Source organism: Phytohabitans rumicis, from assembly GCF_011764445.1.
Taxonomy (GTDB): Bacteria; Actinomycetota; Actinomycetes; order Mycobacteriales; family Micromonosporaceae; genus Phytohabitans; species Phytohabitans rumicis.
In genome coordinates this window covers 4,352,655-4,378,537 of record NZ_BLPG01000001.1, presented here as the reverse complement: position 1 = coordinate 4,378,537, position 25,883 = coordinate 4,352,655, and the positions used below count along the sequence as shown (strand labels likewise).

29 protein-coding genes, 1 tRNA gene, 2 pseudogenes and 1 riboswitch are annotated in these 25,883 nt (G+C 69.8%); of the genes and pseudogenes, 20 read left to right on the top strand and 12 right to left on the bottom strand.

Going from position 1 to position 25,883, the window contains the following annotated elements; translation table 11 throughout:
• Positions 1-3: 3 nt before the first annotated feature.
• Complete coding sequence (locus tag Prum_RS19550) at positions 4-816, bottom strand: DUF881 domain-containing protein (RefSeq protein ID WP_173077833.1); 813 nt, start codon at positions 814-816, stop codon at positions 4-6.
• Positions 817-952: 136 nt separating this feature from the next.
• On the opposite strand from Prum_RS19550, the gene Prum_RS19545 reads away from it, so the two are divergent.
• From Prum_RS19545 to Prum_RS19520, 6 genes and pseudogenes are all read left to right on the top strand, one after another.
• Positions 953-1,216, top strand: a complete 264-nt coding sequence (locus Prum_RS19545; RefSeq protein ID WP_173077832.1) for a cell division protein CrgA — start codon at positions 953-955, stop codon at positions 1,214-1,216.
• A 111-nt stretch (positions 1,217-1,327) separates the two neighbouring features.
• Positions 1,328-3,427 carry a (Fe-S)-binding protein gene (locus Prum_RS19540; protein WP_173077831.1) on the top strand — a complete coding sequence of 700 codons (2,100 nt, stop codon included), beginning with the start codon at positions 1,328-1,330 and terminating at the stop codon, positions 3,425-3,427.
• A 94-nt stretch (positions 3,428-3,521) separates the two neighbouring features.
• Positions 3,522-4,028 (top strand): VanZ family protein, encoded by a 507-nt coding sequence (locus Prum_RS19535; RefSeq protein ID WP_173077830.1) that lies wholly within the window; start codon positions 3,522-3,524, stop codon positions 4,026-4,028.
• Positions 4,029-4,059: 31 nt separating this feature from the next.
• A complete protein-coding gene (locus tag Prum_RS19530; RefSeq protein WP_173083904.1) occupies positions 4,060-5,364 on the top strand; it encodes a hemolysin family protein in 1,305 nt (434 codons plus the stop codon).
• Positions 5,361-6,367, top strand: a pseudogene (locus Prum_RS19525) (hemolysin family protein). Before Prum_RS19530 ends, Prum_RS19525 begins: the two are co-directional and overlap by 4 nt.
• Before the next feature lie 101 nt (positions 6,368-6,468).
• Positions 6,469-7,386, top strand: a complete 918-nt coding sequence (locus Prum_RS19520; protein WP_173077829.1) for a C40 family peptidase — start codon at positions 6,469-6,471, stop codon at positions 7,384-7,386.
• 66 nt (positions 7,387-7,452) lie between these two features.
• On the opposite strand, the gene Prum_RS19515 is transcribed toward Prum_RS19520, so the two are convergent.
• Positions 7,453-9,396, bottom strand: coding sequence for an N-acetylmuramoyl-L-alanine amidase (locus Prum_RS19515; protein ID WP_246277982.1), 1,944 nt, complete (start codon positions 9,394-9,396; stop codon positions 7,453-7,455).
• A 136-nt stretch (positions 9,397-9,532) separates the two neighbouring features.
• Between Prum_RS19515 and Prum_RS19510 the strand changes: the two genes are divergently transcribed.
• Both Prum_RS19510 and Prum_RS19505 read left to right on the top strand, forming a co-directional pair.
• Positions 9,533-10,252, top strand: a complete 720-nt coding sequence (locus Prum_RS19510; RefSeq protein ID WP_173077827.1) for a LamG domain-containing protein — start codon at positions 9,533-9,535, stop codon at positions 10,250-10,252.
• A 137-nt stretch (positions 10,253-10,389) separates the two neighbouring features.
• Positions 10,390-10,522, top strand: a riboswitch (cyclic di-AMP (ydaO/yuaA leader).
• A gap of 12 nt (positions 10,523-10,534) precedes the next feature.
• Positions 10,535-11,509: a C40 family peptidase gene (locus tag Prum_RS19505; protein WP_173077826.1), complete on the top strand. Its 975-nt coding sequence runs from the start codon at positions 10,535-10,537 to the stop codon at positions 11,507-11,509.
• 115 nt (positions 11,510-11,624) lie between these two features.
• On the opposite strand, the gene dcd is transcribed toward Prum_RS19505, so the two are convergent.
• Positions 11,625-12,206 (bottom strand): dCTP deaminase, encoded by a 582-nt coding sequence (gene dcd / locus Prum_RS19500; RefSeq protein ID WP_173077825.1) that lies wholly within the window; start codon positions 12,204-12,206, stop codon positions 11,625-11,627.
• A 55-nt stretch (positions 12,207-12,261) separates the two neighbouring features.
• On the opposite strand from dcd, the gene Prum_RS19495 reads away from it, so the two are divergent.
• Positions 12,262-12,822 carry a pyridoxamine 5'-phosphate oxidase family protein gene (locus Prum_RS19495; protein WP_173077824.1) on the top strand — a complete coding sequence of 187 codons (561 nt, stop codon included), beginning with the start codon at positions 12,262-12,264 and terminating at the stop codon, positions 12,820-12,822.
• Positions 12,823-12,880: 58 nt separating this feature from the next.
• A tRNA-Gly gene (locus Prum_RS19490) sits at positions 12,881-12,954 on the top strand.
• A gap of 7 nt (positions 12,955-12,961) precedes the next feature.
• Here the strand turns inward: Prum_RS19490 and Prum_RS19485 are convergent.
• Both Prum_RS19485 and Prum_RS19480 read right to left on the bottom strand, forming a co-directional pair.
• A complete protein-coding gene (locus Prum_RS19485) occupies positions 12,962-13,516 on the bottom strand; it encodes a hypothetical protein (protein WP_173077823.1) in 555 nt (184 codons plus the stop codon).
• Entirely contained in the window at positions 13,513-14,136 is a 624-nt protein-coding gene (locus tag Prum_RS19480; protein ID WP_173077822.1) for a hypothetical protein, read from the bottom strand. The genes Prum_RS19485 and Prum_RS19480 overlap by 4 nt, the downstream gene beginning before the upstream one ends.
• 64 nt (positions 14,137-14,200) lie before the next feature.
• Between Prum_RS19480 and Prum_RS19475 the strand changes: the two genes are divergently transcribed.
• Positions 14,201-14,614, top strand: coding sequence for a DUF6924 domain-containing protein (locus Prum_RS19475; protein WP_218577293.1), 414 nt, complete (start codon positions 14,201-14,203; stop codon positions 14,612-14,614).
• Between the two features lie 100 nt (positions 14,615-14,714).
• On the top strand, positions 14,715-15,368 hold the full coding sequence (locus tag Prum_RS19470) for an HAD family hydrolase (protein WP_246278589.1): 654 nt from the start codon (positions 14,715-14,717) through the stop codon (positions 15,366-15,368).
• Here the strand turns inward: Prum_RS19470 and Prum_RS19465 are convergent.
• The 4 genes from Prum_RS19465 to Prum_RS19450 all read right to left on the bottom strand — a co-directional run bounded on the left by Prum_RS19465 (position 15,365) and on the right by Prum_RS19450 (position 17,515).
• The gene (locus tag Prum_RS19465; protein WP_173077820.1) at positions 15,365-15,880 is read right to left on the bottom strand and encodes a hypothetical protein; all 516 of its coding nucleotides are present in this window, start codon (positions 15,878-15,880) and stop codon (positions 15,365-15,367) included. The two genes, Prum_RS19470 and Prum_RS19465, sit on opposite strands and share 4 nt — an antisense overlap.
• A gap of 9 nt (positions 15,881-15,889) precedes the next feature.
• Positions 15,890-16,609 (bottom strand): YidC/Oxa1 family membrane protein insertase, encoded by a 720-nt coding sequence (locus Prum_RS19460; protein WP_173077819.1) that lies wholly within the window; start codon positions 16,607-16,609, stop codon positions 15,890-15,892.
• 78 nt (positions 16,610-16,687) lie between these two features.
• Positions 16,688-16,978 (bottom strand): DUF6412 domain-containing protein, encoded by a 291-nt coding sequence (locus tag Prum_RS19455; protein WP_246277981.1) that lies wholly within the window; start codon positions 16,976-16,978, stop codon positions 16,688-16,690.
• A 24-nt stretch (positions 16,979-17,002) separates the two neighbouring features.
• Positions 17,003-17,515, bottom strand: a complete 513-nt coding sequence (locus Prum_RS19450; protein ID WP_246277980.1) for a GNAT family N-acetyltransferase — start codon at positions 17,513-17,515, stop codon at positions 17,003-17,005.
• An 88-nt stretch (positions 17,516-17,603) separates the two neighbouring features.
• Here Prum_RS19450 and Prum_RS19445 point away from each other — a divergent pair, with 88 nt between their 5' ends.
• Complete coding sequence (locus Prum_RS19445; protein WP_218577292.1) at positions 17,604-17,771, top strand: type II toxin-antitoxin system RelE/ParE family toxin; 168 nt, start codon at positions 17,604-17,606, stop codon at positions 17,769-17,771.
• The gene (locus Prum_RS19440) at positions 17,768-18,067 is read left to right on the top strand and encodes a helix-turn-helix domain-containing protein (protein WP_173077818.1); all 300 of its coding nucleotides are present in this window, start codon (positions 17,768-17,770) and stop codon (positions 18,065-18,067) included. The genes Prum_RS19445 and Prum_RS19440 overlap by 4 nt, the downstream gene beginning before the upstream one ends.
• A 30-nt stretch (positions 18,068-18,097) precedes the next feature.
• Here the strand turns inward: Prum_RS19440 and Prum_RS19435 are convergent, their stop codons facing one another.
• Positions 18,098-18,625, bottom strand: coding sequence for a phosphoribosyltransferase family protein (locus Prum_RS19435; protein ID WP_308785361.1), 528 nt, complete (start codon positions 18,623-18,625; stop codon positions 18,098-18,100).
• A 133-nt stretch (positions 18,626-18,758) separates the two neighbouring features.
• Here Prum_RS19435 and Prum_RS19430 point away from each other — a divergent pair, with 133 nt between their 5' ends.
• The 5 genes and pseudogenes from Prum_RS19430 to Prum_RS19410 all read left to right on the top strand — a co-directional run bounded on the left by Prum_RS19430 (position 18,759) and on the right by Prum_RS19410 (position 24,170).
• Positions 18,759-19,328: a septal ring lytic transglycosylase RlpA family protein gene (locus Prum_RS19430; protein WP_173077817.1), complete on the top strand. Its 570-nt coding sequence runs from the start codon at positions 18,759-18,761 to the stop codon at positions 19,326-19,328.
• A gap of 88 nt (positions 19,329-19,416) precedes the next feature.
• A pseudogene (locus tag Prum_RS19425) lies at positions 19,417-20,543 on the top strand (PP2C family protein-serine/threonine phosphatase).
• A gap of 42 nt (positions 20,544-20,585) precedes the next feature.
• A complete protein-coding gene (locus tag Prum_RS19420) occupies positions 20,586-21,857 on the top strand; it encodes a calcium-binding protein (RefSeq protein ID WP_173077816.1) in 1,272 nt (423 codons plus the stop codon).
• 114 nt (positions 21,858-21,971) lie between these two features.
• Positions 21,972-23,828: an acyl-CoA dehydrogenase gene (locus tag Prum_RS19415; RefSeq protein WP_173077815.1), complete on the top strand. Its 1,857-nt coding sequence runs from the start codon at positions 21,972-21,974 to the stop codon at positions 23,826-23,828.
• 63 nt (positions 23,829-23,891) lie between these two features.
• Entirely contained in the window at positions 23,892-24,170 is a 279-nt protein-coding gene (locus Prum_RS19410; RefSeq protein ID WP_173077814.1) for a DUF6458 family protein, read from the top strand.
• Positions 24,171-24,375: 205 nt separating this feature from the next.
• Here Prum_RS19410 and Prum_RS19405 read toward each other — a convergent pair whose 3' ends face one another.
• Complete coding sequence (locus Prum_RS19405) at positions 24,376-24,873, bottom strand: SixA phosphatase family protein (RefSeq protein WP_173077813.1); 498 nt, start codon at positions 24,871-24,873, stop codon at positions 24,376-24,378.
• A gap of 51 nt (positions 24,874-24,924) precedes the next feature.
• Here Prum_RS19405 and Prum_RS19400 point away from each other — a divergent pair, with 51 nt between their 5' ends.
• Complete coding sequence (locus tag Prum_RS19400) at positions 24,925-25,185, top strand: DUF6458 family protein (RefSeq protein WP_173077812.1); 261 nt, start codon at positions 24,925-24,927, stop codon at positions 25,183-25,185.
• Here the strand turns inward: Prum_RS19400 and trhA are convergent.
• On the bottom strand, positions 25,176-25,853 hold the full coding sequence (trhA, locus tag Prum_RS19395; RefSeq protein WP_173077811.1) for a PAQR family membrane homeostasis protein TrhA: 678 nt from the start codon (positions 25,851-25,853) through the stop codon (positions 25,176-25,178). The two genes, Prum_RS19400 and trhA, sit on opposite strands and share 10 nt — an antisense overlap.
• Positions 25,854-25,883 lie beyond the last annotated feature (30 nt).

Sequence of the window (25,883 nt, the reverse complement as noted above, 5' to 3'; positions counted from 1 at the left end):
CGCTCACTCATGCGGCACCTCGGCGGAGTTCAGCGTGCTGGAACCGTCGTACGCCGGCACCGTCACGCTCCCTTCCACGGTCTCCCGGTAGCCCAGCCCGTAGTGCTCGACGGCGTCCCGGAAGAGCCGGACCCCGTCGGACGCGGACAGCGCCGCCCGAAGCTCCGCCGGGTCACCGATCGCCGTGATCTTGAACGGCGGCGAGTAGACCCGCCCGTGGAGCAGCAGGGTGTTGCCGACGCAGCGGACCGCGCTGGTGGAGATCACTCGGACATCCATGATCGACATTGCCTCGGCCCCTCCCGCCCACAGCGCGTTGACCACGGCTTGTACGTCGCTCTGATGCACAACGAGGTCATCGTTGCTGGGGTTTCCCGGCCGGTTCGTGTCGCCCAGGCGCGGCGCGTCGTCGAGCTCCACGGTCAGCCCGGGCCCGCGCAGCGCGGTGAAGCCCGCGGCCTCCCGGCTCGCGTCGGCACGCTTGCGCTGCTCGGCGATGGGGGCGTCGGAGCCGGCCAGCGCCTCGGTCTGGGCCTCGACGTCCGCGAGGAGGGCGGCCCGCCGCTTGTCGCTCTGCTCGACGCGCTCGCGCCGGTCCTCGATGAGCTGGGCGAGCTGGGGGCGGCGGTCCTCCCGCAGGGACGTCCCGTTGGCGGTCGTCGCGCTCGTGGTGAAGAGGAGGCCGGCGGCGATCGCGATCAGCGGCACGACGATCGACCAGCCGGAGCGCGCGCGCCCGAGCCGGCGCGGCACCAAACCGGCGAGGGCCCGGTGTAGAACCTCGCGCCAAGAGGAGGCGCCGGACGTGTACTCCACCCCGTCTCCTCACGCCCCCTTGTGCTTCCGCGCGCCGGCTTGACTACTCTAGCTGTTGTTGCGATCCTCGCCCGGCCTGACGGCTGGGTGCAGCGGCGCTAGTCTATGGACAACGGTGTTGACAGGAGAAAGCGTCGTGCCCAAGTCTCAAGTCCGTAAGAAGAAGGTCTACACGCCGCCAACGGATGTCCGTCCGGCGTCGACCGCGGCAGCCAAGAAGCCGAGCCCTGTCTGGCTGCCGATCACCGCAGTAAGCCTGATCTTCTTCGGCATCGCGTGGCTCGTCGTCTACTACTTGTCCGAGACGGCCTACCCGGTCGAGTCCTGGGGGTATTGGAACCTCGCCGTGGGCTTCGGCTCGATGGTCGCCTCACTGATCCTGCTCTCCCGCTGGCGGTAGGGCGACGCGGCTTGCCCTAGGGTGTTGCCTGGGCTGCGACTTTATTCACGTTACCGGCGGGTAACGTAGCCAGTACGCTGCTCTCGTGACCAACTTCGGGAGGCGACGTACATGGGCACCGTCCAGATCGTGACCACAGTCCTCGCGGCCGCGATCACGCTGGTCGCGGTCGTGCTCGCGGTACGCGCGGTGCGAACGATGGTGTCGGTGATCCGCCTTGGGCAGCCGGACCCGACCCGCTTCCCGGACAAGGGCACCCGGGCCAAGCGGATGCTGGTCGAGACCGTGGGCCACACCCGGATGCTCAAGTGGTCCGTGGTCGGCGCGGCGCACTGGTTCGTGATGGTCGCGTTCATTGTGCTGTCGCTGCTGGTGCTGGAGGCGTACTTCGAGGTCGTCGACCCGCAGGACGGCCTGCCGGTGGTCGGTGGCTGGGCGCTGTACGGGCTGGTCACCGAGTTGATCGGGGTCTTCGGCCTGGCGGGCATCCTGGTGTTGATCGCGATCCGGCTGGCCAACCGGCCGACCCGCGCGAAGGGGCGGTCCCGGTTCACCGGCTCGACGATGTGGCAGGGCTACTTCGTCGAGTGGGTCATCGTCGGGGTGCTGATCTGCGGGTTCCTGATCCGCGGGTTCAAGGCCGCCACCGGGCACCTGGAGTGGCCGACGTGGGCCGCCCCGGTCTCGCACGCCCTCGGGGACGTGCTGCCGGCCTCGGAGGCCGGGCTCTCCATCACCGCCGCGGTGAAGATCGTCATCTCGATGACCTGGCTGATCATGATCGCGTTGAACGTGACGATGGGCGTCGCCTGGCACCGGTTCGCCGCGTTCTTCAACATCTTCTTCAAGCGCGACCCGGGCCGCCCGGCCGGCTCCGGCCTCGGTGGCCTGCGGCCGATGATGTCGGCCGGCAAGCCCCTCGACTTCGAGCAGGCCGACCCGGACAAGGACCAGTTCGGGGTCGCGGCGGTCGAGCAGTTCACCTGGAAGGGCCTGCTCGACTTCACCACCTGCACCGAGTGCGGCCGCTGCCAGTCGCAGTGCCCGGCGTGGAACACCGGCAAGCCCCTCTCCCCGAAGCTCCTGGTCCTGTCCCTGCGCGACCACGCGTACGCCAAGGCACCGTACCTGCTGGCCGGGGACGACCACAGCAAGGTCGACGCGCTCGCCCTGGCCGAGTCGCAGCGGCCACTGATCGGTGGCGCCGAAGAGCAGGGCGTCATCGACCCGGACGTGCTCTGGTCCTGCACCACCTGCGGCGCCTGCGTCGAGCAGTGCCCGGTCGACATCGAGCACGTCGACCACATCGTCGACATGCGCCGCTACCAGGTCCTGATCGAGTCGAACTTCCCGTCCGAGGCCGGGATCATGCTGCGCAACCTGGAGAGCAAGGGCAATCCGTGGGGCGCGCCGCCGAACACCCGCGAAGACTGGACGAAAGGGCTGGACTTCGAGGTGCCCCGGGTCACGGACGGCGGGGAGTTCGAGTACCTGTTCTGGGTGGGCTGCGCCGGCGCGTTCGAGGACCGGGCCAAGAAGACCACCCGCGCGGTCGCGACGCTGCTGCAGCAGGCCGGCGTGTCCTTCGCGATCCTCGGCGAGGGGGAGACCTGTACGGGTGACCCGGCCCGCCGGCTCGGCAACGAGTTCGTCTTCCAGATGCTCGCCCAGCAGAACGTGGAGACGCTGACCGAGGCCGGCGTAACCAAGATCGTCGCCTCCTGCCCGCACTGCTTCAACACGCTCGGCAACGAGTACAGCCAGCTCGGCCTGAAGGTCGAGGTGGTGCACCACACCCAGCTGCTCGCCGAGCTGGTCGCCAGCGGCAAGCTCACCCCGGTGCAGCCGGTGGACGGCGGGATCACCTACCACGACCCGTGCTACCTGGGCCGGCACAACCGCGTCTTCACCCCGCCGCGCGAGATCCTCCAGAACGCGGGCGCGCTCACCGAGATGCCACGTAACAGCGAACGCTCGTTCTGCTGCGGCGCCGGCGGCGCCCGCATGTGGATGGAGGAGCGCATCGGCAAGCGCATCAACACCGAACGCGTCGAGGAGGCCCTCGCCACCGGCGCGAAGACCATCGCGGTCGGCTGCCCGTTCTGCTACACCATGATCGGCGACGGGGTCACCGGAAAGGGTGCCGCGGACGAGGTCGAGGTCGTAGACGTGGCCACTGTGCTGCTCCGATCGGTCAAAGCCGAGGCATGAATCCGTCATAACGGGCCGGGTGCGGGGTGCGCCTGGTAGTCATGGACGCGTGCGCGCCTGGGCCAGTGACTTTCTTTCGCAACCCTGGCCCGCGTTGACGTTTGCCTTGCTGGCGCCGCTGGCCTTGGTGGCGCATCGCGGGCTGGCCGGTCGGCTCGGCTGGGCCCGGTGGCCGACGCTGGGCGTACTGCTCAGCCTCGCGGTGGTGCTGACGCTGACCCTGCCGCCCGAGCCGGGCGTGCCGATCGGTGGACCGGGCCTGTCGGGGCTCGGCGCCTGCACCGGCTCGCTCTTCGACCCCGGCGTGCTCGGGCGGGGCCTGATCGCCACCACCGAACGTGGCGAGCGGGTCGGCAACGTGCTGATGTTCGTCCCGCTGACCTTCTTCGCGGTGTACGCCTCCCGGCGGCCAGCGCTGGTCGCGACCGTCGGTGTCGTGCTTCCGGTGGCGATCGAGCTGACCCAGTCGATCGAGGGCGTCGGGCGCGAGTGCGTCGGCTACGACTGGGTCAACAACGCCATCGGCGCCGTGGCGGGCGTGCTGCTGGCCATGGCAGTCATCCGGCTCAGGGACGTCGTGGGAGAATCACCGCCGAGGTGAACCGATCATCGACGGCCTGCTCCTGACCATCCTGCCGCTGCTCGGCTTCGTGGCGCTGACGGCTGGCAACGCGTTCTTCGTGACGGCCGAGTTCGCGCTCGTGACGGTCGACCGGGCCGAGATCAACCAGCGCGCCGAGGCCGGTGACCGCCAGGCCCGAACCGTCCGGAAGGCGCTGCGCGAGCTCTCGTTCCAGCTCTCCGGCGCACAGCTGGGCATCACCATCACCGCGCTGCTCACCGGCTACCTCGCCGAGCCCGCGCTGGCCAAGCTCTTCGCACCGGCGATCCGGTCGTTCGCCGGCGACGCCACCGACACGGTCGCGCGGGTCCTGGCGCTCACCCTGGCCACCCTGCTGTCCATGCTCTTCGGCGAGCTCGTACCCAAGAACGCCGCCCTGGCCCGCCCGATGCCGGCGGCGCTGGTGACGGCGGCGCCGATGCGCACGTTCTCGATGATGTTCGGCTGGCTGATCCGAGGGCTGAACAACTCCGCGAACGCGCTCGTGCGCCGCCTCGGCGTCGAGCCGCAGGAGGAGCTGGCCAGCGCGCGCTCACCCGAGGAGCTGGGGCTGCTCGCCGCGATCTCGGCCCGCGCCGGCGCGCTGCCCACCGAGACCGCGCGGCTGCTGCAGCGCACCATCCGCTTCGGCGAGAAGCGGGCCGCCGAGGCGATGACGCCGCGGGTCGACGTGGTCGCGCTCAAGGCGGACGCCACCGTGGCCGAGCTTCTCGCGGCCGCTCAGGAGACCGGCCGCACCCGCTTTCCGGTGTACGAGGACACGCTCGACCTGGTGACCGGCGTGGTCGGGGTGCCGGACGCGCTCGGCGTACCCCCGGCGCGCAGGTCGACCACGACGGTGGCGGCAGTGGCGCGCGAGCCGGTGTACGTGCCGGAGAGCCTGGACCTCGACGCCGTGCTGGCCGCCCTCCGCGCGGCCGACGCCGACCTGGCGATCGTGGTCGACGAGTACGGCGGCACGGACGGCGTGGTGACCGTCGAAGACCTGGTCGAGGAGCTGGTCGGGGAGATCGTCGACGAGTTCGACCCGGAGGCGGTCGAGGACGCCGGTCCGGTGGAGCTGACCGTGCCGGGCGGGGAGCGGACGTACCTGGTCGACGGCCTGCTGCGCGAGGACGAGCTGGCCGAGCAGACCGGCTTCCGCCTGCCCGAGGGGCCGTACGAGACGCTGGCGGGCTTTCTCATGGCCCGGCTGGGGCACATCCCGGTGGCCGGCGAGACCGTCGTGGAGCACGGCTGGGAGTTCACGGTCGTCGAGGTGGACCGGCACCGGATCGAGCAGGTACGGGTAGTCGCCCCGGAGCTGGTGCCATGAGCAAGATCCTGATCACCGTCGTGCTGCTGCTGGGCAACGCGTTCTTCGTGGGCAGCGAATTCGCGTTGATCGCGTCCCGGCGTACCGTCATCGAGCCGCTCGCCGCGACGTCGTCCCGGGCCCGGTGGGCGCTGTCGGCGATGAACCAGATCCCGCTCATGATCGCGGGCGCCCAGCTCGGCATCACGGTCTGCGCGCTGCTGCTCGGCGCGATCGCCGAGCCGGCGCTGGCGCACTTCCTGGAGGGCCCTTCCACGCTCTCGGCGTCCCGGACCGGGCGCTGCACCCGGTGGCGTTCGTGCTGGCCCTGGGCGTAGTTGTCTTCCTGCACACGGTCGTCGGCGAGATGGTGCCGAAGAACATCACGCTCGCTGGGCCGGAGACCTCCGCGCTGTGGCTGGGGCCGGCGATGCTGGCGTTCTGCCTGGCGACCAAGCCGCTGCTGCTGGCGATGAAGTGGGCGTCCCGGGCGGTGCTGCGGATCTGGCGGATCGAGGCGACCGACGCGGTCAAGACCGTCTTCACCGCCGAGGAGCTGGCCGGACTGGTCTCGCAGGCGCGCACCGAGGGCCTGCTGGACGCGGAGGAGCACGCCCGCATCACCGGCGCTCTCGCGCTCGGCCGCCGTACCGCCGGCGACGCGCTGCGCCCGTGGTCGCAGGTGACCACCGTCGCCGAGGACGTCTCCCCGGCGTCCCTCGAGGTGCTCGCCACCCGTACCGGCCGGTCGCGCTTTCCGGTCGTGCACCGGGCCACCCGCCGCGTGCTGGGCTTCGTGCACGTCAAGGACATCCTCGGGTACGAGGGTGCGCGCCGCACCGCGCCCGTGCCGCCGGAGATCATCCGCCCGCTCGGGGTGGTGCCACCGGAGCGCACGCTGGCCGAGCTGCTGCTCGCGATGCGCCGCGAACGCCGGCACATGCTGCTGGTCAGCGACGGCAGCGCCGCGCTCGGCGTCGTCACGCTCGACGACGTCCTCACGGCGGTCGTCGGCCGAGCTTGATTTCCGTTACCGATCTTCCCTAAGGTTGCGTCCGGTCATTCCTGGGGAGTCTTTCTTTGCGCACTTTTCGCCGCGGCATCGTCACGCTGAGTGCCGTCATAATGGTGTCTTTGCTGCCCGCCGTCCCTGCCCAAGCCGAGCCCACCGTCGATGAGATCGAGGCGCAGATCGACGCCAAGTGGGAGCAGCTCGAACCCGTCATCGAGCAATACAACAAGGTGCACAGCCAGCTCAAGACCAACCAGCAGAAGGCGGCCGACCTCCGCGACCGGATCCAGCCGTTGCAGTTGCAGGCCAACCTGGCGCTGGTACGCATCGGCTCGATCGCCTCGCGGTACTACATGACCGGGCCCACCTCCGACGTGAACGCGCTGCTGTCGACGGGGTCGCCGACCACGTTCACCGACCAGCTCACGATCCTGGACATGCTGGCCGCGAAGGAGCGTGCGCAGGTCGCCGACGTGGTGGCCGCGCGGGAAAAGCTCGACACCGAAAAGCAGCGGCTGGACGCGCTGATCACCCAGCAGCAGAAGCAGGACGCCGAGTTGGGCGCGCGCAAGAAGCAGATCGACGGCGAAATCGCCAAGCTGCAGAAGCTGCGGGACAGCGCGATTGGTACTTCCTCGAAGAGCTCGCTCTACATCGGAGCGTGCCCGGCTGTCTACATCGGAGGCGCGGCCGGCACGGCGGTGCGTACGGCCTGCAACCAGATCGGAAAGCCGTACGTGTGGGGCGCGGACGGGCCGGGTTCGTTCGACTGCTCTGGGCTCACCCAGTACGCCTGGGGCAAGGCGGGCGTGAGCCTGACTCACCACGCAGCCGACCAGTGGAACGAGGGCGCGGTGATCGGCCGCGACAGCGCCCGCCCGGGCGACCTGGTCTTCTTCTACAGCGACCTGCACCACGTGGGCATGTACGTGGGCAACGGACTGATGGTGCACGCCCCGCGATCGGGCAAGCCGGTGCAGATGGCCACCATCGACACCATGCCGTTGCGCGGCTTCCGCCGCCCGAGCTGAGTGCAAGGAAGGGCCCCCTCCTATCGCTTTTTGCATAGGAGGGGGCCCTTCCTAACATGCACGCGCCTAGAGGAACGACGGGAGCAACTGCACGTCGGCCAGGTTCACGAACATGACCCGGTGGCCGAACTGGATCTGCACGTACTTGGTGTCGCTGCGGATCACCGTCCAGTCACCCGGTGACGACCCGTCGAACGTCACCGCCCGGTAGTACTCGCCCGGCAGGACGTTGCCGACCGCGTACCGCTGCCCCGCCGACAGCGTGTACTGCAACGGCGTGATGGCCTGGTACGGCACGCCCGTCGGGTACGCGGCCTGCTCCGGATAGGCCCGCCCGTACACCGGAATCGTCGCCTTGCCCGGCTTGGGCGTCACCACGAGCCCGGTGGCCCACTTCGCGGCCGGCGCCGACCGCGGGTTGTAGAACCATCCCTTCTGCCCGAGGTACCAGATCGCCGTCCAGTCGCCCTGCCGGTCGGCGACGGCGTACGTCTGCCCGGCCGACACCCGGGAGCCGTGGTCGGAGACGTGCATGGTGGCGTCCACGCCGCTCGGCCGCAACCCGATGTCCTTGAGCAGCGGCGAAGCCGCGTCCGGCGCGGTGTGCAGGATGACCGCCGAGGATCCGCGCGGCGTGCACGGCTGGGACGCGACGCTGCCGCACCCGACGAACGCCGGCTTGTTGGTCGCGAAGTCCGGGTCGATCGTCACCATGCCGCTGCCCGGCCAACCGGTCGTCCTAAATGGAGCCTTCAGCAGGTCGAAGTAGTGCGACCAGTCCCAGTACGGACCCGGGTCCCAGTGCATGCCGCGCACGTTCGCCGGGATGGTGCCGGGCACGTTGTCGTGGCCGATGATGTGGTTGCGGTCCAGCGGGATGCCGAGCCGCGTCGCCAGGTACCGCACCAGCTTCGCCGACGTGCGGTACATCGCCTCGGTGTACCAGGTGCCCTGCGCGGCGAAGCCCTCGTGCTCCAGCCCGATCGCCTTGGCGTTGACGTACCAGTTGCCGGCGTGCCAGCCCACGTCCTTGGCCTTGAGGTGCTGGGCGATGTGCCCGTCGACCGAGCGCAGCGTGTACTGCCAGCTCACATATTTTGGATCCAGTACCAAGTTGACGGAGGGCTGGAAGTACCCCTCGGTGTCGTGGATGACGATGTACTCGATCTTCTGCTGCTTGGGCCGGTTGCCCAGGTCGTGGTTGCCGTAGTCGGGGTTGCCGTTGTTGTCCAGGAACTCCTGGTACGGCGCCGGAATCCACTCGCAGGAGATGTCCACCGGGCACTCCAGGCCGTCCGGGCGGGCCAGCTTGCGCAGCCCGAGCCGGTCCAGCCAGCCGCGCGCCGGGTTGACGCTCCGCGCGGCCAGCGTCACGCTCTGCCCGTCGTCGGTCACCCGCGCGACGCCCTCGCGGATCGTCGTGAAGACCTGGTCGGCAAAGGCCGCCGCGGCATCGGCACTGTCCGCGCCGCTGTACCTGGCCACCGCGCCGTACCAGGCCGCCGGGTCGCTCGCGCTCCCCGTCGGTCCAGCGATGCTTTCCTGGTACGCGGAAAGGAGTGCCGCCCCACCCCGGATGTTCTCGGTCGGGCTGGTGCGCAGCGCCTCCTCGGTCGCGCCGGTGAGCGCCGCGGCACGGTCGAGCGTCTGCAGCGCCTCGGGAGCGGGCGCCGGCACACCCACCGAGGCGACGTCCTTGGTGCTTCGGGCGTCGTCGCCCCGGGCGTCCTCGGCGTCGTCGTCGTGGTGGTTTCCGCCGGGTAGCGACGTCACGTACGTGGCGTCGGTAAGGTGCATCGGGCCGTAGCCGGCGCTGGTGCTGGGCGTGCCGGCGTTGGTGTCCCACCGGGACTCCAGGTACGACACGCCGAGCAGGACGCTCTCGGGTACGCCGAACTCCGCCGCGGCGGCCGCGTACTCCTGCTGTCGGGTGTCGGTTGATGGGCTGGTCGCGGGGGCGGGCGTGGTCGACACCAGCGTCGCCGCGCCGACCACCGCCGTACTGAGCACGATTCGCGTTGTAAGACGGGGCATGGTCAATAGATTACGAGACTTCGCGCCTACATGTAAGAAAGCTTCACGCGCTCCTGAAATCTAGCTCTGCGAGTGATTGTCTGAGTTGCCCTGGAATCTCCACAATCGAGCAATGTCGCGCGAAATGCACATGACGCGCCGATGGGGCGTACCCCTGCTTGGACTGGTGTGTGTGGCGCTGGCCGCGACCGCGAAGCCCGCGCCGGGTGGGCCGCCGTCGGTGTCGGTGCGGTACACGTTCGACGGCTGGTTCACCGGCTCGGTGCCGGATGCCGCCGGGCGGCACCCGCTGCGGACGCGGGGTGTCGTGGGCTTCACCGAGCGCGGCGGCGGGTGGGCGGCACGGTTTCCGGACCGGTGCGACGGCGCCGGCTGCCCCCGGGCGATCCTGGAGAGCGGGCCGGCGCCCGAGCTCAATCCGGGCACCCGCGCGCTGCGCTACGGCGCCTCGGTGCTGATGACGGCCGCCGACGCCGGCGACGGCGCGAACGTTGTGCAGAAAGGGTTTTCGACCGGCGGCGTCACCCAGCTCAAGCTCCAGGTCGACGGCCGCGCCGGCCAGCCGAGCTGCGTGGTCGCCAGCACCACGACGATCTACCGGGTGATCGCGCCGGTGACCGTGACCGACGGCCGGTGGCACGCGCTCGCCTGCACCCGGGCCGGCTCGACGCTGTCGATTTTCGTCGATGCGGTGCCGCGCGGCTCGGTCCACGTGCCGCCCGGGGTGTCCATTGTGAATTCCGAACCGCTGCGAATCGGCGGCAAGAACGTCTCCGTCGACAATGACCAGTACGCCGGACTGCTGGACGACGTGTTTCTGTCTATTGACTAGCATCGTTTCGATATACGATGCGCTACCGTGCGCACACGGACCGAACTAGTGCCCCCGTACCGCTTGCGGGTCGATTGCGCCGCTCCTACCCTTGGGGATCGTTGAGCCGGAGGTCGGCCTCCCAGCCTGGGAGACCACGGCTCAGCCCGCCGAGTCGGTCAGACAACGAGCCGGGGAACCACGCAACTTGGGGTGAATCCGCGATCCGCGGTAGGGCGTTCTTCCCGCCCGAACCCGTCAGCTAACCCGGTAGGCGGCCAGGGAGAAGGAGTTCGGACTCCGGTGGCAGGCTATGCCGCGCGTCGCTCCATCATTACCGCGTTCCTCGCATGCGCCGCCGTGCTGTCCAGCGGCACGGTCGTGCACGCCGCGCCGTCCCCCGCCGAGATCGAGAAGCAGATCGACGCGGCGTTCGAGAAGCTCGAGCCGGTGCTTGAGCGCCACAACGCCACCCGGATCGATCTGGCCGCCAAGCGTAAGCAGGCCGACGCGCTCGCCAAGAAGATCGCGCCGCTGCAACTCCAGATCGACCTGGCGATGACCCGGGTCGGCGAGTTCGCCGTGGAGCGCTACAAGGGCGGAAACTTCTCCGCGTTCAACGCGCTCCTGACGAGCGGCACGCCGACGACGTTCGCCGACCAACTGGAGCTGCTGGACGTCTTCGCCCGCCGTTCCCAGGCCGAAGTCCAGCAGGTCATCGACCTCAAGGAACGCTACGCCAAGCAGAAGGCCCCACTGGACGCGTTGGTCAGCCAGCTGACCGAGGCCGAGGCCGACCTGGCGGTGAAGAAGAAGCAGCTCGACGGCGAGATCGACAAGCTGGAAAAGGCGCGCCTGGCCGCGTACGGCAGCGGTGGCGGCGTCGGTGAGCTGAGGCCCGCGGCGTGCCCGTACTCGTACGACGGCAGCGCCGGCACCAAGGCGGCCAAGTTCGCCTGCGCGCAGATCGGCTCGGATTACGTCTTCGGCGCCGAGGGTCCCGACGCGTACGACTGCTCCGGGCTGACCATGAAGTCCTGGCAGGCCGCCGGCGTCTCGCTGCCGCACAACGCCGCCCGCCAGAAGGGCACGGTCGATCCGGTCAGCAGTCGAAGCAACCTGAAGGTCGGCGATCTCGTCTTCTACTACAGCGACGTCCATCACGTGGGCATCTACGTCGGCGGCGGCTACATCGTGGACGCGTCCAAGCCCGGGGTACCGGTCCGGATGCGCACGATCAACGCCGCGCCGATCAATGGCTACGGCCGACCGGGCTAGCGTTACCCACCCCCGTGGCCGCGCCTGTCGCGTGTTCCCCCGTCACGCGACCCGCACCGGCCAGAGAAAAAAAGACGCCCTCCCATCCACCCGGGATGGGAGGGCGTCTTCTCGGTTAACGTGCTGTCGGCCAGGTCCGCCAGTTCTTCCAGGCCCTACTCGGAGTGGGCCCGCGCTGACCCTGGTACCGCGAGCCGTACACGCTCGACCCGTACGGGTGCTCGGCCGGCGACGACAGCCGGAAGATGCACAGCTGACCGATCTTCATGCCCGGCCACAGGGTGATCGGCAGGTTCGCCACGTTGGAGAGCTCGAGCGTGACGTGCCCGCTGAACCCCGGGTCGATGAAACCGGCGGTCGAATGCGTCAGCAGGCCGAGACGGCCCAGGCTCGACTTCCCCTCGAGGCGGCCGGCAAGCTGGTCGCCCAGCGAGATAACTTCCAGCGTGGAGGCCAGCACGAACTCGCCCGGATGCAACACGAACGGCTGACCGGCCGGCACCTCGACCTGCGAGGTGAGATCGTCTTGCCGTACCGACGGGTCGATGTGCGTGTACAGGTGGTTGTTGAACACGCGGAAGATCCGGTCCAGCCGGACGTCAATGCTGGACGGCTGGACCAGGTCCGGCTCGAACGGGTCGAGCGCGAGGTTGCCCGCCTTGATCTCGCTGACGAGGTCGCGGTCGGAGAGCAGCATGCGACACACCATAGGGGACTACCTTGCTCGTACATACGTTCGATAAGATGCTGGCATGGCATCTTGGTCTGAGTTCGTCACCGATGAGCCCCGCCTGGCCGAGGCGATCCGCTCCCTCATGCAGCAGTACGGTCCGGGTCTGGGCTACCTCGCGACCGTGCGCGCCGACGGCGGACCGCGGGTGCATCCGGTGTCACCGGTGATCACGGACGAGGGCCTCTACTGCTTCGTCGTCGACTCGCCCAAGCGGCGTGACCTGGAGCGCGACGGCCGCTACGCGCTCCACTCCTTCCCGCCCGAGGACAGCGACGACGAGGCGTACCTGGCCGGCCGCGCCCAGGTCGTCACCGACCGCGCCAAGGTGGCCCGCCTCGCCGGCAACCTGCGGGCCGCACCGCAGGTCGACTGGCGGCTGTTCGAGTTCACGGTCGACGTGGCGATGCTGGCCCGGCACGGACGCAACGGCGCCACCCCGTTCACGGTCGGCACGCCCGAGCGCCCCGCGGTGCAGGTGTGGCTCGACCCGACGGCCGCCTCTTCGGCTACGGCGTCCTCGGCTACGGCGTCCGACAGGCGTTCCAGGCGTTCGACCTGCGCGTCGCCTGGCCTGCGGTGATAGTCCCTGGGCGGTGTGCCCGTGGTGGCTGGGTTGTGATGTACAGTGGTGTCCGCTTGCGGGTGTAGTTCAATGGCAGAACATCAGCTTCCCAAGCTGACAGTGAGGGTTCGATTCCCTTCACCCGCTCCAACGATGCCTACCGGCTCGCGCGCTCCGCTGAGTCGAGCCAAATCAGCGCCGATTCGATCTTCTGACTAATCTTCACGTGCGCGCCGTCGCGATCCGGATCAAGGTCAGCGCTGATCGCATCGATCTCCGTCCGCAATTCCACGATTGTGCCCCGTATATCTGAAGGCTCATCGACGGCGGCCGAGTCCAGCGCCCGCGCGTCGCGCCAGTCCCAGGCTGTGACGACCAAGCCTGTTACCAGCTTCGCCAGGACCCCCGTGCCGCCGAGCGCCACCGCCAGCACAAGCGGCCGGCTCGGGTCTGGCACGGCCAGGAGCACAGCCACACATGCCACCACATGTAGGAACGTGATCAGCACTGAGCTCGCCATCATTCTGCGGGAGACGGTGGGAGCCGGCTCGATCACCTCTACGGCCGCGTGCAGGCTCTCGGCGGTGAGTTCCAGGCCGCCGATCACGCCCGCGCGGAAGCGCCGGCCCTTGAGTTCCGCGTGCTGACAGGTCACCGCCGCACGTTCCGCCATCTCTTCGGCGGCCCGCAGCCTGGTCGCGATCTCCCTCACCGGTCGTGGTCCAGGGCGTCGAGCCAGATTTCGATGGAGTGGATCGCCTGGCACACGGACCGGTCGGCGCGAGTTAACCAGGCGAGGTGGCCGTTGCGCCGGCGCAGCCAGTCGAAGCCGGTGGCGGTCCGCCCGACGTACCCGAACCGATCTGTGGCGGCGCGCTGTCTCATCTCCCCGCGCAGTTCGTCTCGTGCGGCCCACAGCAGCCGGAGGACCTGATCCGCCGGGTCGAGACCGGCCGGCATGCTGATTTCCGGTGGCGGCTCCGGTCGCCGGGTTCGCCGCCGATTGACCCTGTCCGCCAGCACGTTGTGCAAAGTAAACATCGGCCAGTACAGGCCAAGCACCACCACAATGGTGACGCCGATGAGCCCTCCGCTGACCGTGGCCGCTGTCCACGCGCCTACCGCGGCCACCGCCATGCCGAGCCAGGTCCGCGTCCAACTGGACAGTCCGCCGGCCGCCCGAGCGACGGCTGCGCTGGCCGTCTCGATCCTGGTACGGGCGGTGTCGATCCGTGGGTGGTCCTGACCATTGGTCATCGCGTCGAACCGCTCCGCGGCCACGTCCAGCAGCCACTTCATCGTCGCGAGCCGTCGATCACCGCGGTCGGTCACGCGGTCAGGGTCGCATAGTGACCCAACCCGGCCAGGAGATCAACTGGGCTGGGAGACTGGAACGATGCTGACCTTGCCCGACACGGTGGGCGCGCTCGTGCTCCGTACGGACTTTGCCGACGATGGCGCGTGGGACGCGGTTCAGGCGGCGTGTGCCGTGCCGTCGGTCGATGGGTTCGCGGCCAGTCTGTCCTTCGTCGGCGACCGGGCGTTCGCGGCGGTGACCGCCGAGCAGGTCGCGCGCTTGCCGAGCGCTACCTATCGCAGTTTTCTCTTCCTGGTTGACGACGTCACGGTCACCGATCCCGAGATGCCGATCGTCGCGGTCGACCTGCTCCACACACCGGGGAATTGGTTCCGGGTGGTGCCGGGCGAGATGTGGGGCATCGAAAATAATCTGTCGATTTCCAACATGGACTTCTTTGAGTTTGCCAATCATGCCGACCCGGATGGCGTGTTCCGTGGCTTCGCCTCATAGGGCGTGTCTGGTGGATCTTTGTGGGGCTGCGGCGGGCCCAGACGACGACCTCCGCCCGGTGCCGCCGGACGCCGCCTGGACCTTGCCTCGCACCCACAAGATCCACCAGACATGCCCTTGGTTCAGGCACAAGCGTTACCTGCTGCTCGACTTCGACGGGCCGGTCTGCCGCGTCTTCGCCAACCATCCCGCATCCACCGTCGCGGCCGAGCTGCGGCAACTGCTCGCCGACGAGGGCGTCAGCCTGCCCGAAGCGATAATCGCCGAGTCTGATCCGCTGGAGATCCTCCGCTACTCGGCGACGGCTGGCCGGCCCGGTGTGACCCGCCGGATCGAGGACGCCCTGCGCGCCGCCGAGTTGGTCGCGGTCGGCGGTGCGGAGCCGACGCCGTACGCCGGGGAGGTCATCGGGGCGGCCCACCGGGTCGCGATCGTGTCCAACAACTCCGCCGAGGCGGTCCGTGCCTATCTCACGGCGCACGGGCTGGCCGGCTCCGTGCACGCGGTCATCGGACGGCCGTACGCCGAGCCGGCTCGGATGAAGCCGAATCCGTGGCCGGTGCTGGCGGCACTCCGCGAGCTGGGTGCCCAACCCGAGGAGTGCGTGCTGGTCGGCGACTCCACGACCGACATCGACGCGGCGCACGCCGCTCGGGTCCCGGCCATCGGGTACGCCAACAAGCCGGGCAAGCGCGCCCGCCTCGCCAGGGCGGACGCACTGATCGACAGCATGGCCGAGCTCGCGACCTACTAGATCTCGCCGGCGTAGAGGCTTTCGGCGTACTCCCGCTTGGCGGCCTCGTCGCGTGCGGACCGCAGGTAGCGCGTCCAGGCCAGGTGCTCGTGCGCGACGGCGCCGAACTCCCAGACGCAGATCGCGCCGCGGTGCGTGCCCTGTGGGGCGAGTTGGAACGGCCCGCCGTCGCGGAGGTCCTTGTAGTAGACGGACTCCCACATCTCGTTGTTGCCCCGCCAAGTGAACACGAGCAGCAGGTGGATGTGCTCGCCGGACAGGTGGTCGATGACGAAGCCGAGGTCACCCGAGATGGGTAGCCGGCCGGCGGCGGTCTCGGCGCGGACGAACTCGCGCGCCTCGGCGTCGACCTCCGCGCGGACCGTCTGGTCCGCGCGGTGCAGGTCGTACCACTTCAGGTAGGTGTCGGGCAGAGCGAGCGCGGGGCGCGGGATGATCACCTTGGTGACGTGCTGGTATCCCCCGTCGACCACGTTGCCCACGGCTGCGAGATTGTCGAGCGTCACGGTCATGCGCCCACGCTAGCCAGCGGGTACGACAACAAACCGGCGGAGGACGCCTTGCTCCAAGGCGGTCCACGCGGTCGTCGTCACCAGGTAGAGCCCGGCCGCGAGCGGCATCACCGCCGCGGCGATCAACACCGTGAACGGCAGCAACGGCAGTACCCGGCTGATAGCGGCCGCGGGACCGTCTGCGGGCACCGCGGCCCGCCGCATCCGGCGCGACGTGAGCCAGGCCAGGGCCGCGAGCGCGGCGAACAGCGCGAGGAAGACAAGGCCCGCGCCGCCGCCGAGGCCGTCGGCGAAATGCTGCCCCAGGGGTACGCCCAGCAGGCGCTCGGCCAGCAGGCTGTTGCCCTCCCCGTTGATTGTCGACGTGGTGAACAGGCGGTACATGACGAAGAAGAACGGTGCCTGCAGCAACGCCGGGAGGCATCCGGACAGCGGCGTGGTGCCCGCTTCCCGGTAGACCGTCGCCAGCTCGGTACGTAGCCGGGCCGGGTCGTTCCGGTGGCGTTCCTGCAGCTCGCGCAGCTTCGGTGCGAGAGTGGCCTGGCGCTGCTGGCCGCGGATCTGTGCCCAGCTCAGCGGCGAGATCAGCAGGCGGACGAGCATCGTGAAGAGGACGATGGCGGCGGCGGTGGCAGTGGTCCCGGCCAGCGGGGCGATGAGGTCGGCCAGGCCGGTGACGACGTGGTACGCGGCGCCGGCGGCGCCATTGATCGGTGCGAACGCGAGCATGAGGAAACCCCTCGGCTGGTTGCGGATGACGGCATCGCAAACCGGCCGCGCGGCGGCAGGCAGATGGGTGAGGAAGCGCTACGCGGCCGAGGGGCGCGCGGACGGTGCTCGGGGCCGGGCGCGGCCAGCCGCGTCGGGGTCGCGCAGTCGCGGGAGCCGGGCGCCGCGGGTGTGCTCGCGTACGGCGGCGCTGTGCAGTCGTGCCGGGCGGCCCGTGCCGGGCAGGCGGCCCGCGGCGACGTGGAAGGAGACCGCGATGGCGAGGAGGCTCACGGCGGCGAGCGCGGCACCGGCGATCAGCTCGGTCGAGCTGGTGCCGCCAGCGAAAAGCCCGATGACGTACGCGCACAGGCTCAGCACACTCGGCACAGCAAAGAGTCTAGGCGCCCGGTGCTACAGGTCCTTGTGGTAGATCACGAAGTCGCACGGGGTCGCGAGTTGGGGTTGCAGCGCCGGGTACGCCTCGTCCAGCCGCCCGGTACGCACGGGTTGATAGCCGATGCGGGTGTACCAGCCGTGGAGGAACTCCTTGACCGGATGCGTCCACGTCTGCGGTACGAGCAGTTCGAGCTGCATCCGGGCGAGCCCCTGCTCCCGTGCCCACCGCTCGGCGAAGTCGACCAGCGCCCGGCCGACGCCCACGCCACGCAGCTCCGGGCTGGCGACCAGCATCCCGAACTCGCCGATCCCGCCGTCGAGCCGCTGGACGCGTACGGCGCCGGCGAGCTCACCGTCCAGCCGGGCCACGGCGAGCTGCCCGGTACGGACGATCGCCACTACCTCGGGTGCGTTGGTCCGGTCGGCGCCGTCCAGCCACAGCCCCTTCTCGGCCTCGGCGTACACCCGGTTGACCAGGTCCACGACCTCCGTCACGAACAGGTCATCGTCGGCCGCGGGCGAGGACACGATCGAAACATCGATTCCTGGCAACGCAGTGCTCCTCACGTCGTCGTCGGGGCAGCGCGTTCAGCCCGCTGCTCATAGCATCGATGCTATGACCTGGGGTACGGTGGAGCTGGAACCGGAGATCAGGGAGTGGTTGGAGAGCTTACCTACCGCGCACTTCGCGCGGGCGGCGTTCTACATCGATCTGTTGGCCGCGGAAGGGCCGCTGCTGGGCAAGCCCTACACACCGTTGAGGAAGACGAGGGTTGAGGGATGAGCGAGCGCAGCAGTTGGACCGATGTCCGGGACCGCCGGATGGCCGAGCCCGGCGCCGTCGCGGAGTACGAGGCCGCCCGGCTCGCCTTCGAGCTCGGTCGTGCCGTGCGCGAGTTGCGTGAGCAGCGGGGTTGGAGCCAGAGCCGGCTCGCGCAAGGGGCCGGGATGACGCAGTCGGCAGTCGCGCGCTTCGAGGCTGGCGGGACGGTCCCGACGCTTCACGTTCTGGAGCGTCTCGCCCGCGCTCTCGACGTTGAACTGGCGGTCGGGTTCACCCCCAAGACCCCTGCGGCATGACTCAAGGGTGCGGGTCGAGGGTGTCGGAGGTCAGGAGGGAGCGGATGGCCAGGCGGGTCTGGATCTCCGGGGGCAGTCGGCGACCACCGCGGCGCAGCCCACCACCGTCGCGCCGAGGGCGCGTATTACCTGGTAGAGGGCGCCTACCTGGGCGCCGGTGGAGACCCAGTCGTCCACCACCAGGACGCGGTCGGCGGGCGTGATGTGGCGGCTGCGTACGCCCAGCGCCAGCGTGCGGCCGCGATAGTCCGGCTCGGTGCGGGCCCAGGTCACGGGCTCGGCGATCTGGCGGTCGGCGCCCTCCTTGAGGCCCGGCACGAAGCCGGCGCCCAGGGCCGTGGCGACCAGGGGGCCGACCAGGTAGCCGGTGACTTCGGGCGCGATCACCACGGTGGGGCGGTCGGTGCGGAAGAGGTCGGCGAGGGCCGGGCCGAGGCCGTCGAGGATCTCCGGGTCGCGCCACCAGCCGGACATGTCGCTGACGAGGTGGGTGCTCTCCGGTCCGGGGTCGATCCAGCGGAACGCGTCGACCAGGCGTTTCGTGAGGGCATCCGGCACGTACCCATTGTCCGGAGCGGGGACAACCGGACCACACCAGGTCGTTCGATTGGCTGAACGTTTCACCACAAAGCCGTACTAAAGCCATAGATCACTTTGACACTGGAGGCGGGGAGCTGCCTACGGTCCGCCGGTGACCGGAAAGCATTCACGCAGGTCCCGGGGCAGTTCACTGGTCTCGGCGGCGGTCGTCGGGGTCCTGCTCGTGGGCGGGGCGTACGGCGCGCTGCGGCTGCACGATGCCCGCCAGCCAAGCACCGAACCGGTGGCCGCGGCGGCCAGCGCGACGCCTACGGTGGCGGCGCAAACACCAACGCCTGCCGCGACGCCGCTGCGGGCCTCCCGGGGCAACGCCCGCAGCGCGGAGCCCAGCTCGGCGAAGACCAGCGCCAAGGCCACCAAGGCGCCGGAGACGGTCACCGCCACCGGGTCGTGCGGGGCGTCGTACTACGACGAGCCACAGCCGACCGCCAACGGCGAGGAATTCGACCCGGAGGCGCTCACCGCCGCCCACAAGACCTGGGCGTTCGACACCCGGGTACGGGTCACCAACCCCGATAACGGCAAGTCCGTGGTCGTGCGGATCAACGACCGTGGCCCGTACGTCGACGGGCGCTGCATCGACCTGTCCCGGGCCGCCTTCCGGGCGATCGCCTCGCTCGACCTGGGCCACGTCGACGTGACGTATGAAATCCTGAAATGACCTTAGGCATAGCAACCACCCGCACCAGGTGGCCAAATCCGGATCGGACGACGGGTCAACTTCGTTCAGTCGTGGCCGTCGATCAGGCATGCTGTTCGGCGTACCCATGCGATTGTTGCCGCCGGGCCGCCGCCCGCTGAGCCCTGGTTCCCGCGCCGGCCTCGGCGCGGCCCTTGTGCTGCTCGCGCTCGTGTCGGCGATCGAGCTGGCGGACGGGTCGGAGGCCCGGTATATCGGCCTGATCGTGGCGGCGCCGTTCCTGGCGGCGGCGTTCGCGTCGTGGCGGGTGGTGCTGGCCGTGGGGTGCTGGCGACCGTGGTGGGCGGCGCGTTCGCGCTGGCCGGGCAGGACAACAGGCTGGCCAACGCCACGATCGTGGTGGGCATCGGGCTGGCCACCGGGATCGCCGCCGCGGTGGCCACCATCCGGGAACGGCAGGCCGAGCGCATCGCGGAGCTGTCCCGGCTGGCGTCGGTGGCGCAGCAGGCGGTGCTGCGGCCGCTAGGCCCGCAGGTGGGGACGCTCGCGGTGGCCGGGCGGTACATCTCGGCGACGGCCGCGGCCGACATCGGCGGCGACCTGTACGAGGCGCTCGACACGCCGTACGGCGTTCGCATGATCATCGGTGACGTGCGCGGCAAGGGCCTGGACGCGGTCCGGCTGGCCAGCATCGTGCTCGGCTCGTACCGGCACGTCGCGTATGAGCGGGCCGACCTGCGGGCGATCGTGGCCGACCTGGACCGGGCGGTGGCCCGCAGCGTCGGCGACGAGGACTTCGTGACCGCGGCGCTGGTCGAGGAGCGCGGCGGCACGCTCACGATCGTCAACTGCGGGCACCCCGCGCCGCTGCTGCTGCGGCGGGGCGAGGTGATCCCGCTGGAGCCGCCGGCCCCGGCGCCGCCGCTGGGCTTCATGCCGGTCGTCCGGCCGCGGGTGGAGCGGCTGGAGCCCGGCGATCGGCTGCTGCTCTTCACCGACGGGCTGGGCGAGGCCCGCCGGGAGGGCGAGTTCTTCCCGACCGCCGACCGGGCCTGGCGGCTGCTCGGCCACGGCACGGTCGGCGACGGCCTGGCGTCCCTGGAGACCGCGCTGGTCGAGTGGGTGCACGGTCGCCTCGACGACGACATCGCGCTGGTGCTCTTCGAGTACGCCGGTGCGCGCCCGGTCCCGACCGCCGCGGTGCCAAGTTGGGAGCTGGGCGCGTCGGATAGCTGACCGTGCCGTGCTCCGGGGGCCCGGAGTTGGTATCCCTGCGCCATGGTCAAGAGGCTGAGCGTCGCCGTCCTGGTCGCGGCGGCATCCACGGTTTTCGTCACGGGAGTGGCCGCGAGCCCGGCGTACGCGGGGCCAGCCGGCGGCACGGTCGAGGTGGGCATCGACGGCAACCTGGACTTCGACGGCGCGCCCGGGTTCGCCAACGACGTCACGGTGGTCAAGACCGGCACCACGGTGACGGTCGACGACGTGTACCCCATCACGATCATCGGGATGTGCACGTACCCGGTGCCGGCCGACGACACGTACGTGCAGTGCAACGTCGGGGTGGCCTCGCCGGACGTGACGATCGAGCCGGGCGACCAGGGCGACACCGCCACGATCGTCGGCGGCGGCTCGGTGAACTGGCGGATCGGCCTCGGCGACGGCGCCGACACCGCGGACCTGACCGGGATCGACGTCGGCGGGTCGTACGTGGTGGCCGGCATGGGTGCGGACACCGTCTTCTCCAGCCCGTACGGCGAGCACATCGAGGGCGGCACCGGCACCGACACGATCAGCTACGCCCTGCACGCGACTGCGGTCACGGTGAACCTGGCCACCGGCGACGGCGGCACCGGCGCCGAGCACGACGACCTGGAGGAGTTCGAGCGGGTCGTCGGCAGCCCGTACGGCGACACGCTGACCGGCGGCACCGGCGCCGACACGCTGGAGGGCAACGCCGGCGCCGACACCGTCAACGGCGCGGGCGGCAACGACACGCTCGTCGGCGACTGGGGCACGGACCAGTTGACCGGCGGCACGGGCAGCGACACCGCCAGCTACCGCAACCACAAGGCGGCCGTCACGGCCAGCCTCGACGGCGTCGCGAACGACGGCGCGGCCGGCGAAAACGACATGATCGCCGTCGATGTCGAGAATCTGACTGGCGGCCTGGGCGCCGACACCCTGTACGGAAACACGGGGGCGAACGCGCTGCGCGGCGACCCGTCCGGTAACTGGCTGCCACAGGTGGGCGGCGACGACGTGATCTACAGCTTCGGCGGCGGCGACGGCATCTGGGGCATGGGCGGCGACGACACCGTGTACGGCTCGTGGGGCCACGACGTCGTGTACGGCGGATACGGCAACGACGCGCTCAACGGCGGCGCCCACGAGGACGCGCTCCACGGCGACCAGGGCTCGGACACCCTGCACGGCGGCGACGGGTACGACGACCTAGACGGCGGTACGCAGAGTGACTGGTGCTACGGCGACGCGCTCGGCGCCAGCAAGGTCAACTGCGAGTACCCGCTCGTCATCGTGCTTCCCTGAGCCGGGGTGTGGCGACGGTCACTCACACCCTTTTCTTGTCGCTGCTTACTGGCGGGTAATACAATTGATGTTACTGATCGGTAACACAACCTGCCGAAGCGGGGGCCAGCGAGCATGACGCACTACAAGAGCAACCTTCGGGACCTCGAGTTCAATCTCTTCGAGGTCTTCGGCGCCGACCGGGCGTTCGGCCAGCAGCCGTACACCGATCTGGACGTCGATACGGCCCGCAGCATCCTGGCGGAGATGGACCGGCTGGCGCGTGAGGATCTCGCCGCCAGCTTCGTGGACGGCGACCGCACGCCCCCGGTGTTCGACCCGGCCACCCACTCCGTGACGATGCCCGACGCGTTCCGCAAGTCCTACGACGCGTTCATGGCGGCCGAGTTCTGGCGGCTGGACCTGCCCGAGGTCCTGGGCGGCACGAACGCTCCGCGGGCCCTCTGGTGGACCCTCGCCGACCTGGTGCTCGGCGCGAACGCGCCGGTCTGGATGTACGCCTCCGGCCCCTCGTTCGCGACCACGCTGCACCGCGAGGGCACGCCCGAGCAGAAGGAGTGGGCCAAGCTCTTCGTCGAGAAGCAGTGGGCCTCGACCATGGTGCTCACCGAGCCGGACGCCGGCTCGGACGTGGGCGCCGGTCGCACCCGGGCCATCCCGCAGCCGGACGGCACCTTCCACATCGAGGGCGTCAAGCGGTTCATCACGAGCGGCGAGCACGACCTCTCGGACAACATCATCCACTACGTGCTGGCCCGCCCGGTCGGCGTCGAGGGGGTCGGCGGCCCCGGCACGAAGGGCCTGTCGCTCTTCATCGTGCCGAAGTTCCACTTCGACCCCGCGACCGGTGAGCTGGGCGAGCGCAACGGCGTCTTCGCCACCAACGTCGAGCACAAGATGGGCCTGAAGGTGTCCACGACGTGCGAACTGACGTTCGGCGAGCACGGCGTGCCAGCCAAGGGCTGGCTCATGGGCGACGTGCACGAGGGCATCCGGCAGATGTTCCTGATCATCGAGTACGCCCGGATGATGGTTGGCACCAAGGCGATCTCCACGCTCTCCACCGGCTACCGCAACGCCCTCGAGTACGCCAAGAACCGCGTCCAGGGCGCCGACCTGCTCCAGATGACCGACAAGGCCGCGCCCCGGGTCACCATCACGCACCACCCGGACGTGCGCCGGTCGCTGATGCTGCAGAAGGCGTACGCCGAGGGCCTGCGCGCGCTGGTCTGCTACACGGCCACCTGGCAGGACCGCATCAACATCGCCGAGGCGGCCGGCGACGAGAAGACCGCGAAGATCGCCAAGCGGGTCAACGACCTGCTCCTTCCGCTGGTCAAGGGCGTCGGCTCCGAGCGGGCGTACGAGCTGCTTGGCCACGAGGCGCTGCAGACCTTCGGCGGCTCCGGCTATTTGCAGGACTACCCGCTGGAGCAGTACGTCCGCGACTCGAAGATCGACACCCTGTACGAGGGCACGACCGCGATCCAGAGCCTGGACCTGTTCTTCCGCAAGGTGGTCAAGGACGGCGGCAAGGCGCTGATGACGGTCGCCGGCGAGATCCAGCAGTTCCTGGAGGCGGAGACCGGCAACGGCCAGCTCAAGGAGGAGCGGCTGGCGCTGGGCAAGGCCCTGGCCGAGGTGCAGAACATCCTCGGCATCCTGACCGGATGGCTCGGCGAGGCCGGGGGCGACGAGCCCCGGGCGCTCTACAAGATCGGCCTGAACTCGCGCCGGCTGCTGCTCGCCCTCGGCGACCTCGTGGTCGCGTGGCTGCTGCAGCGCCAGGCCGACGTGGCGCTGCGCGCCCTGGCCGCTGAGACCTCGGCCGCTGACAAGTCCTTCTACGAGGGAAAGGTCGCCGCGGCTCGGTTCTTCGCCCACGAGGTGTTGCCGCGCATCGGCTCCGACCGCAGGATCATCGAGTCCACCGATCTGGACCTGATGGACCTGGCGGAGGAAGCGTTCTAAACAGAGGCTCGCGAGGCGGCGGAATCCCATCGAGAGACCGCCGCCTCGCGATGTAATGGACAGATGGGCATCGGCGGCGGGATCTTCCTGATCGCGGCCGGCGCCATGCTGACGTTCGCCATCCGGGTCGATCCGTGGTGGGTCGACCTGGACGCGGTGGGCGTGGTGCTCATCCTGTCCGGCGGCGCGATCCTGCTGGTCACCGTCTGGTACTGGCAGGACCGGCGGCGCCGCATGAGCGACAACTTCCTGGAGGAGACCCGGCTGTCGCACCCGCCCGGCGGGGCGCCGCAGCCGCCGTTCCCGCCCGACGCACCGCCGCCCCCACCCCCGATGAGCTGATCACTCCCGCTCCGCCCCGCGTCCACGCGGCCCGCCTCTGCGCCGATCAAGGAAAACCACGCCGATCAAGGGCATATGGCCGTGGAATGGAGATCGAACCACGGCCATATGCCCTTGATCGACGGCGAAGTCCTTGATCGACGGCGGCGGCCGCGATCGGCGCGGCGTCGGCCGCGGCGGGGCGAGGAGCGGGGCGAGGAGCGGGCTAACCGCGGGCGGTGTGGGTGCTGTCCATGGCCGCGGTTCCCGGCTTGCAGGAGGACCACGAGCCCGCGAACCGGTGCACCGCGATCCCGCTCGTGCGCAGCCCGTCCGAGTCCAGGCTCGTGCCCGGGTCGAGCAGCGCCGACAGGTCCGAGACGCTCGGGTTGTGCCCGATCAGGAGCACGGTCCGCACCGAGTCCGGCACGCCTTGAACGAGCTCGAGAAGATCGCGCCCGCCGCCGTCGTACACGCCGGGCTCGTAACTGACGGCGGGCCCGGAGCCGCCGAGCGCCAGGGCGACCCCGTGCCAGGTCTGGCGGGTGCGCTTGGACGGCGAGCAGATGACGCTGTCAGGGGCGATCTCGTGGCGATGGAGCCAGGCGCCGGCCGCGGCGGCGTCGGCGTGGCCACGGGCCGTGAGTGGCCGGTCGATGTCGGCGATGCCGGCGGGCCGTTCGGCCTTGGCATGGCGCAACAGCACGAGGGTGCGTTCCGTCATGCGTTACAGCTTGCCTGATTGGGGAACGAAACACGTGGGTAAGCACGTGTTATGGGTATCGGTGGAAGCATTTTCCTGATCGCCTTGGGTGCGATCTTCACGTTCGCCGTGGACTTCGACCTGGGTTGGCTGGACATCAACGTCGTCGGCTGGGTGCTGATGATCGCTGGTCTGGCCGGGCTGCTGCTCACGCTGTGGTTCTGGCAGAGCCGCCGCCGCACGATCGTCACGCCCGAGCGCGTGGTCCCGGTCCAGACCCAGCGTGAGCGGGTCGTCGAGGAGCGCCGGGAGGCCGGCCGCCTCTACGAGTAGATCGCGAAGTAGATGGCGATGTGGTGGCATATCGCGGCGACGAGCGTGCACGCGTGGAAGAACTCGTGGTGCCCGAAGACGGTCGGCCACGGGTTGGGCCGGCGCAGGGCGTAGAAGATCGCACCGACCGTGTACGCCAAACCGCCGGCGACCAGCAGCGTGAGCGCGGCCGCGCCGCCGTGCCGGCCGATGTCCGGCAGCACGGCGACCGCCACCCAGCCCAGCCCGATGTAGAGCGGCGCCGAGGCCCAGCGGGGCGCGTGCGGCCAGATCAGCTTCAGCGCCACGCCGCCTACGGCGCCGATCCACACGATCGCCAGCAGTATGGTCGCGAGCCGCGTCGGCAGCAGGAGTACGCAGAACGGCGTGTACGTGCCGGCGATGAAGATGAAGATCATGGAGTGGTCGAGGCGCTTCATCACCGCGTAGCCCTGCGGTGACCACACGCGCCGGTGGTAGAGCGCGCTGGTACCGAAGAGCCCGCACACGGTGAGGCTGTAGATCACGCAGCTCACGATCGGGCCGGCGCCGGGACGGGTCGCGGCCAGCGAGCAGAGAACGACGCCGCACACGGCGGCGACGAAGAAGGCGTACGCGTGAAGCCAGCCGCGCATCCGCGGCTTGCCGATGTCGATGGGTCTCAGACGGGTTGGGGCCTCAGTCGTCACATCATCTAGGTTACGGCACCGTAGGTTACT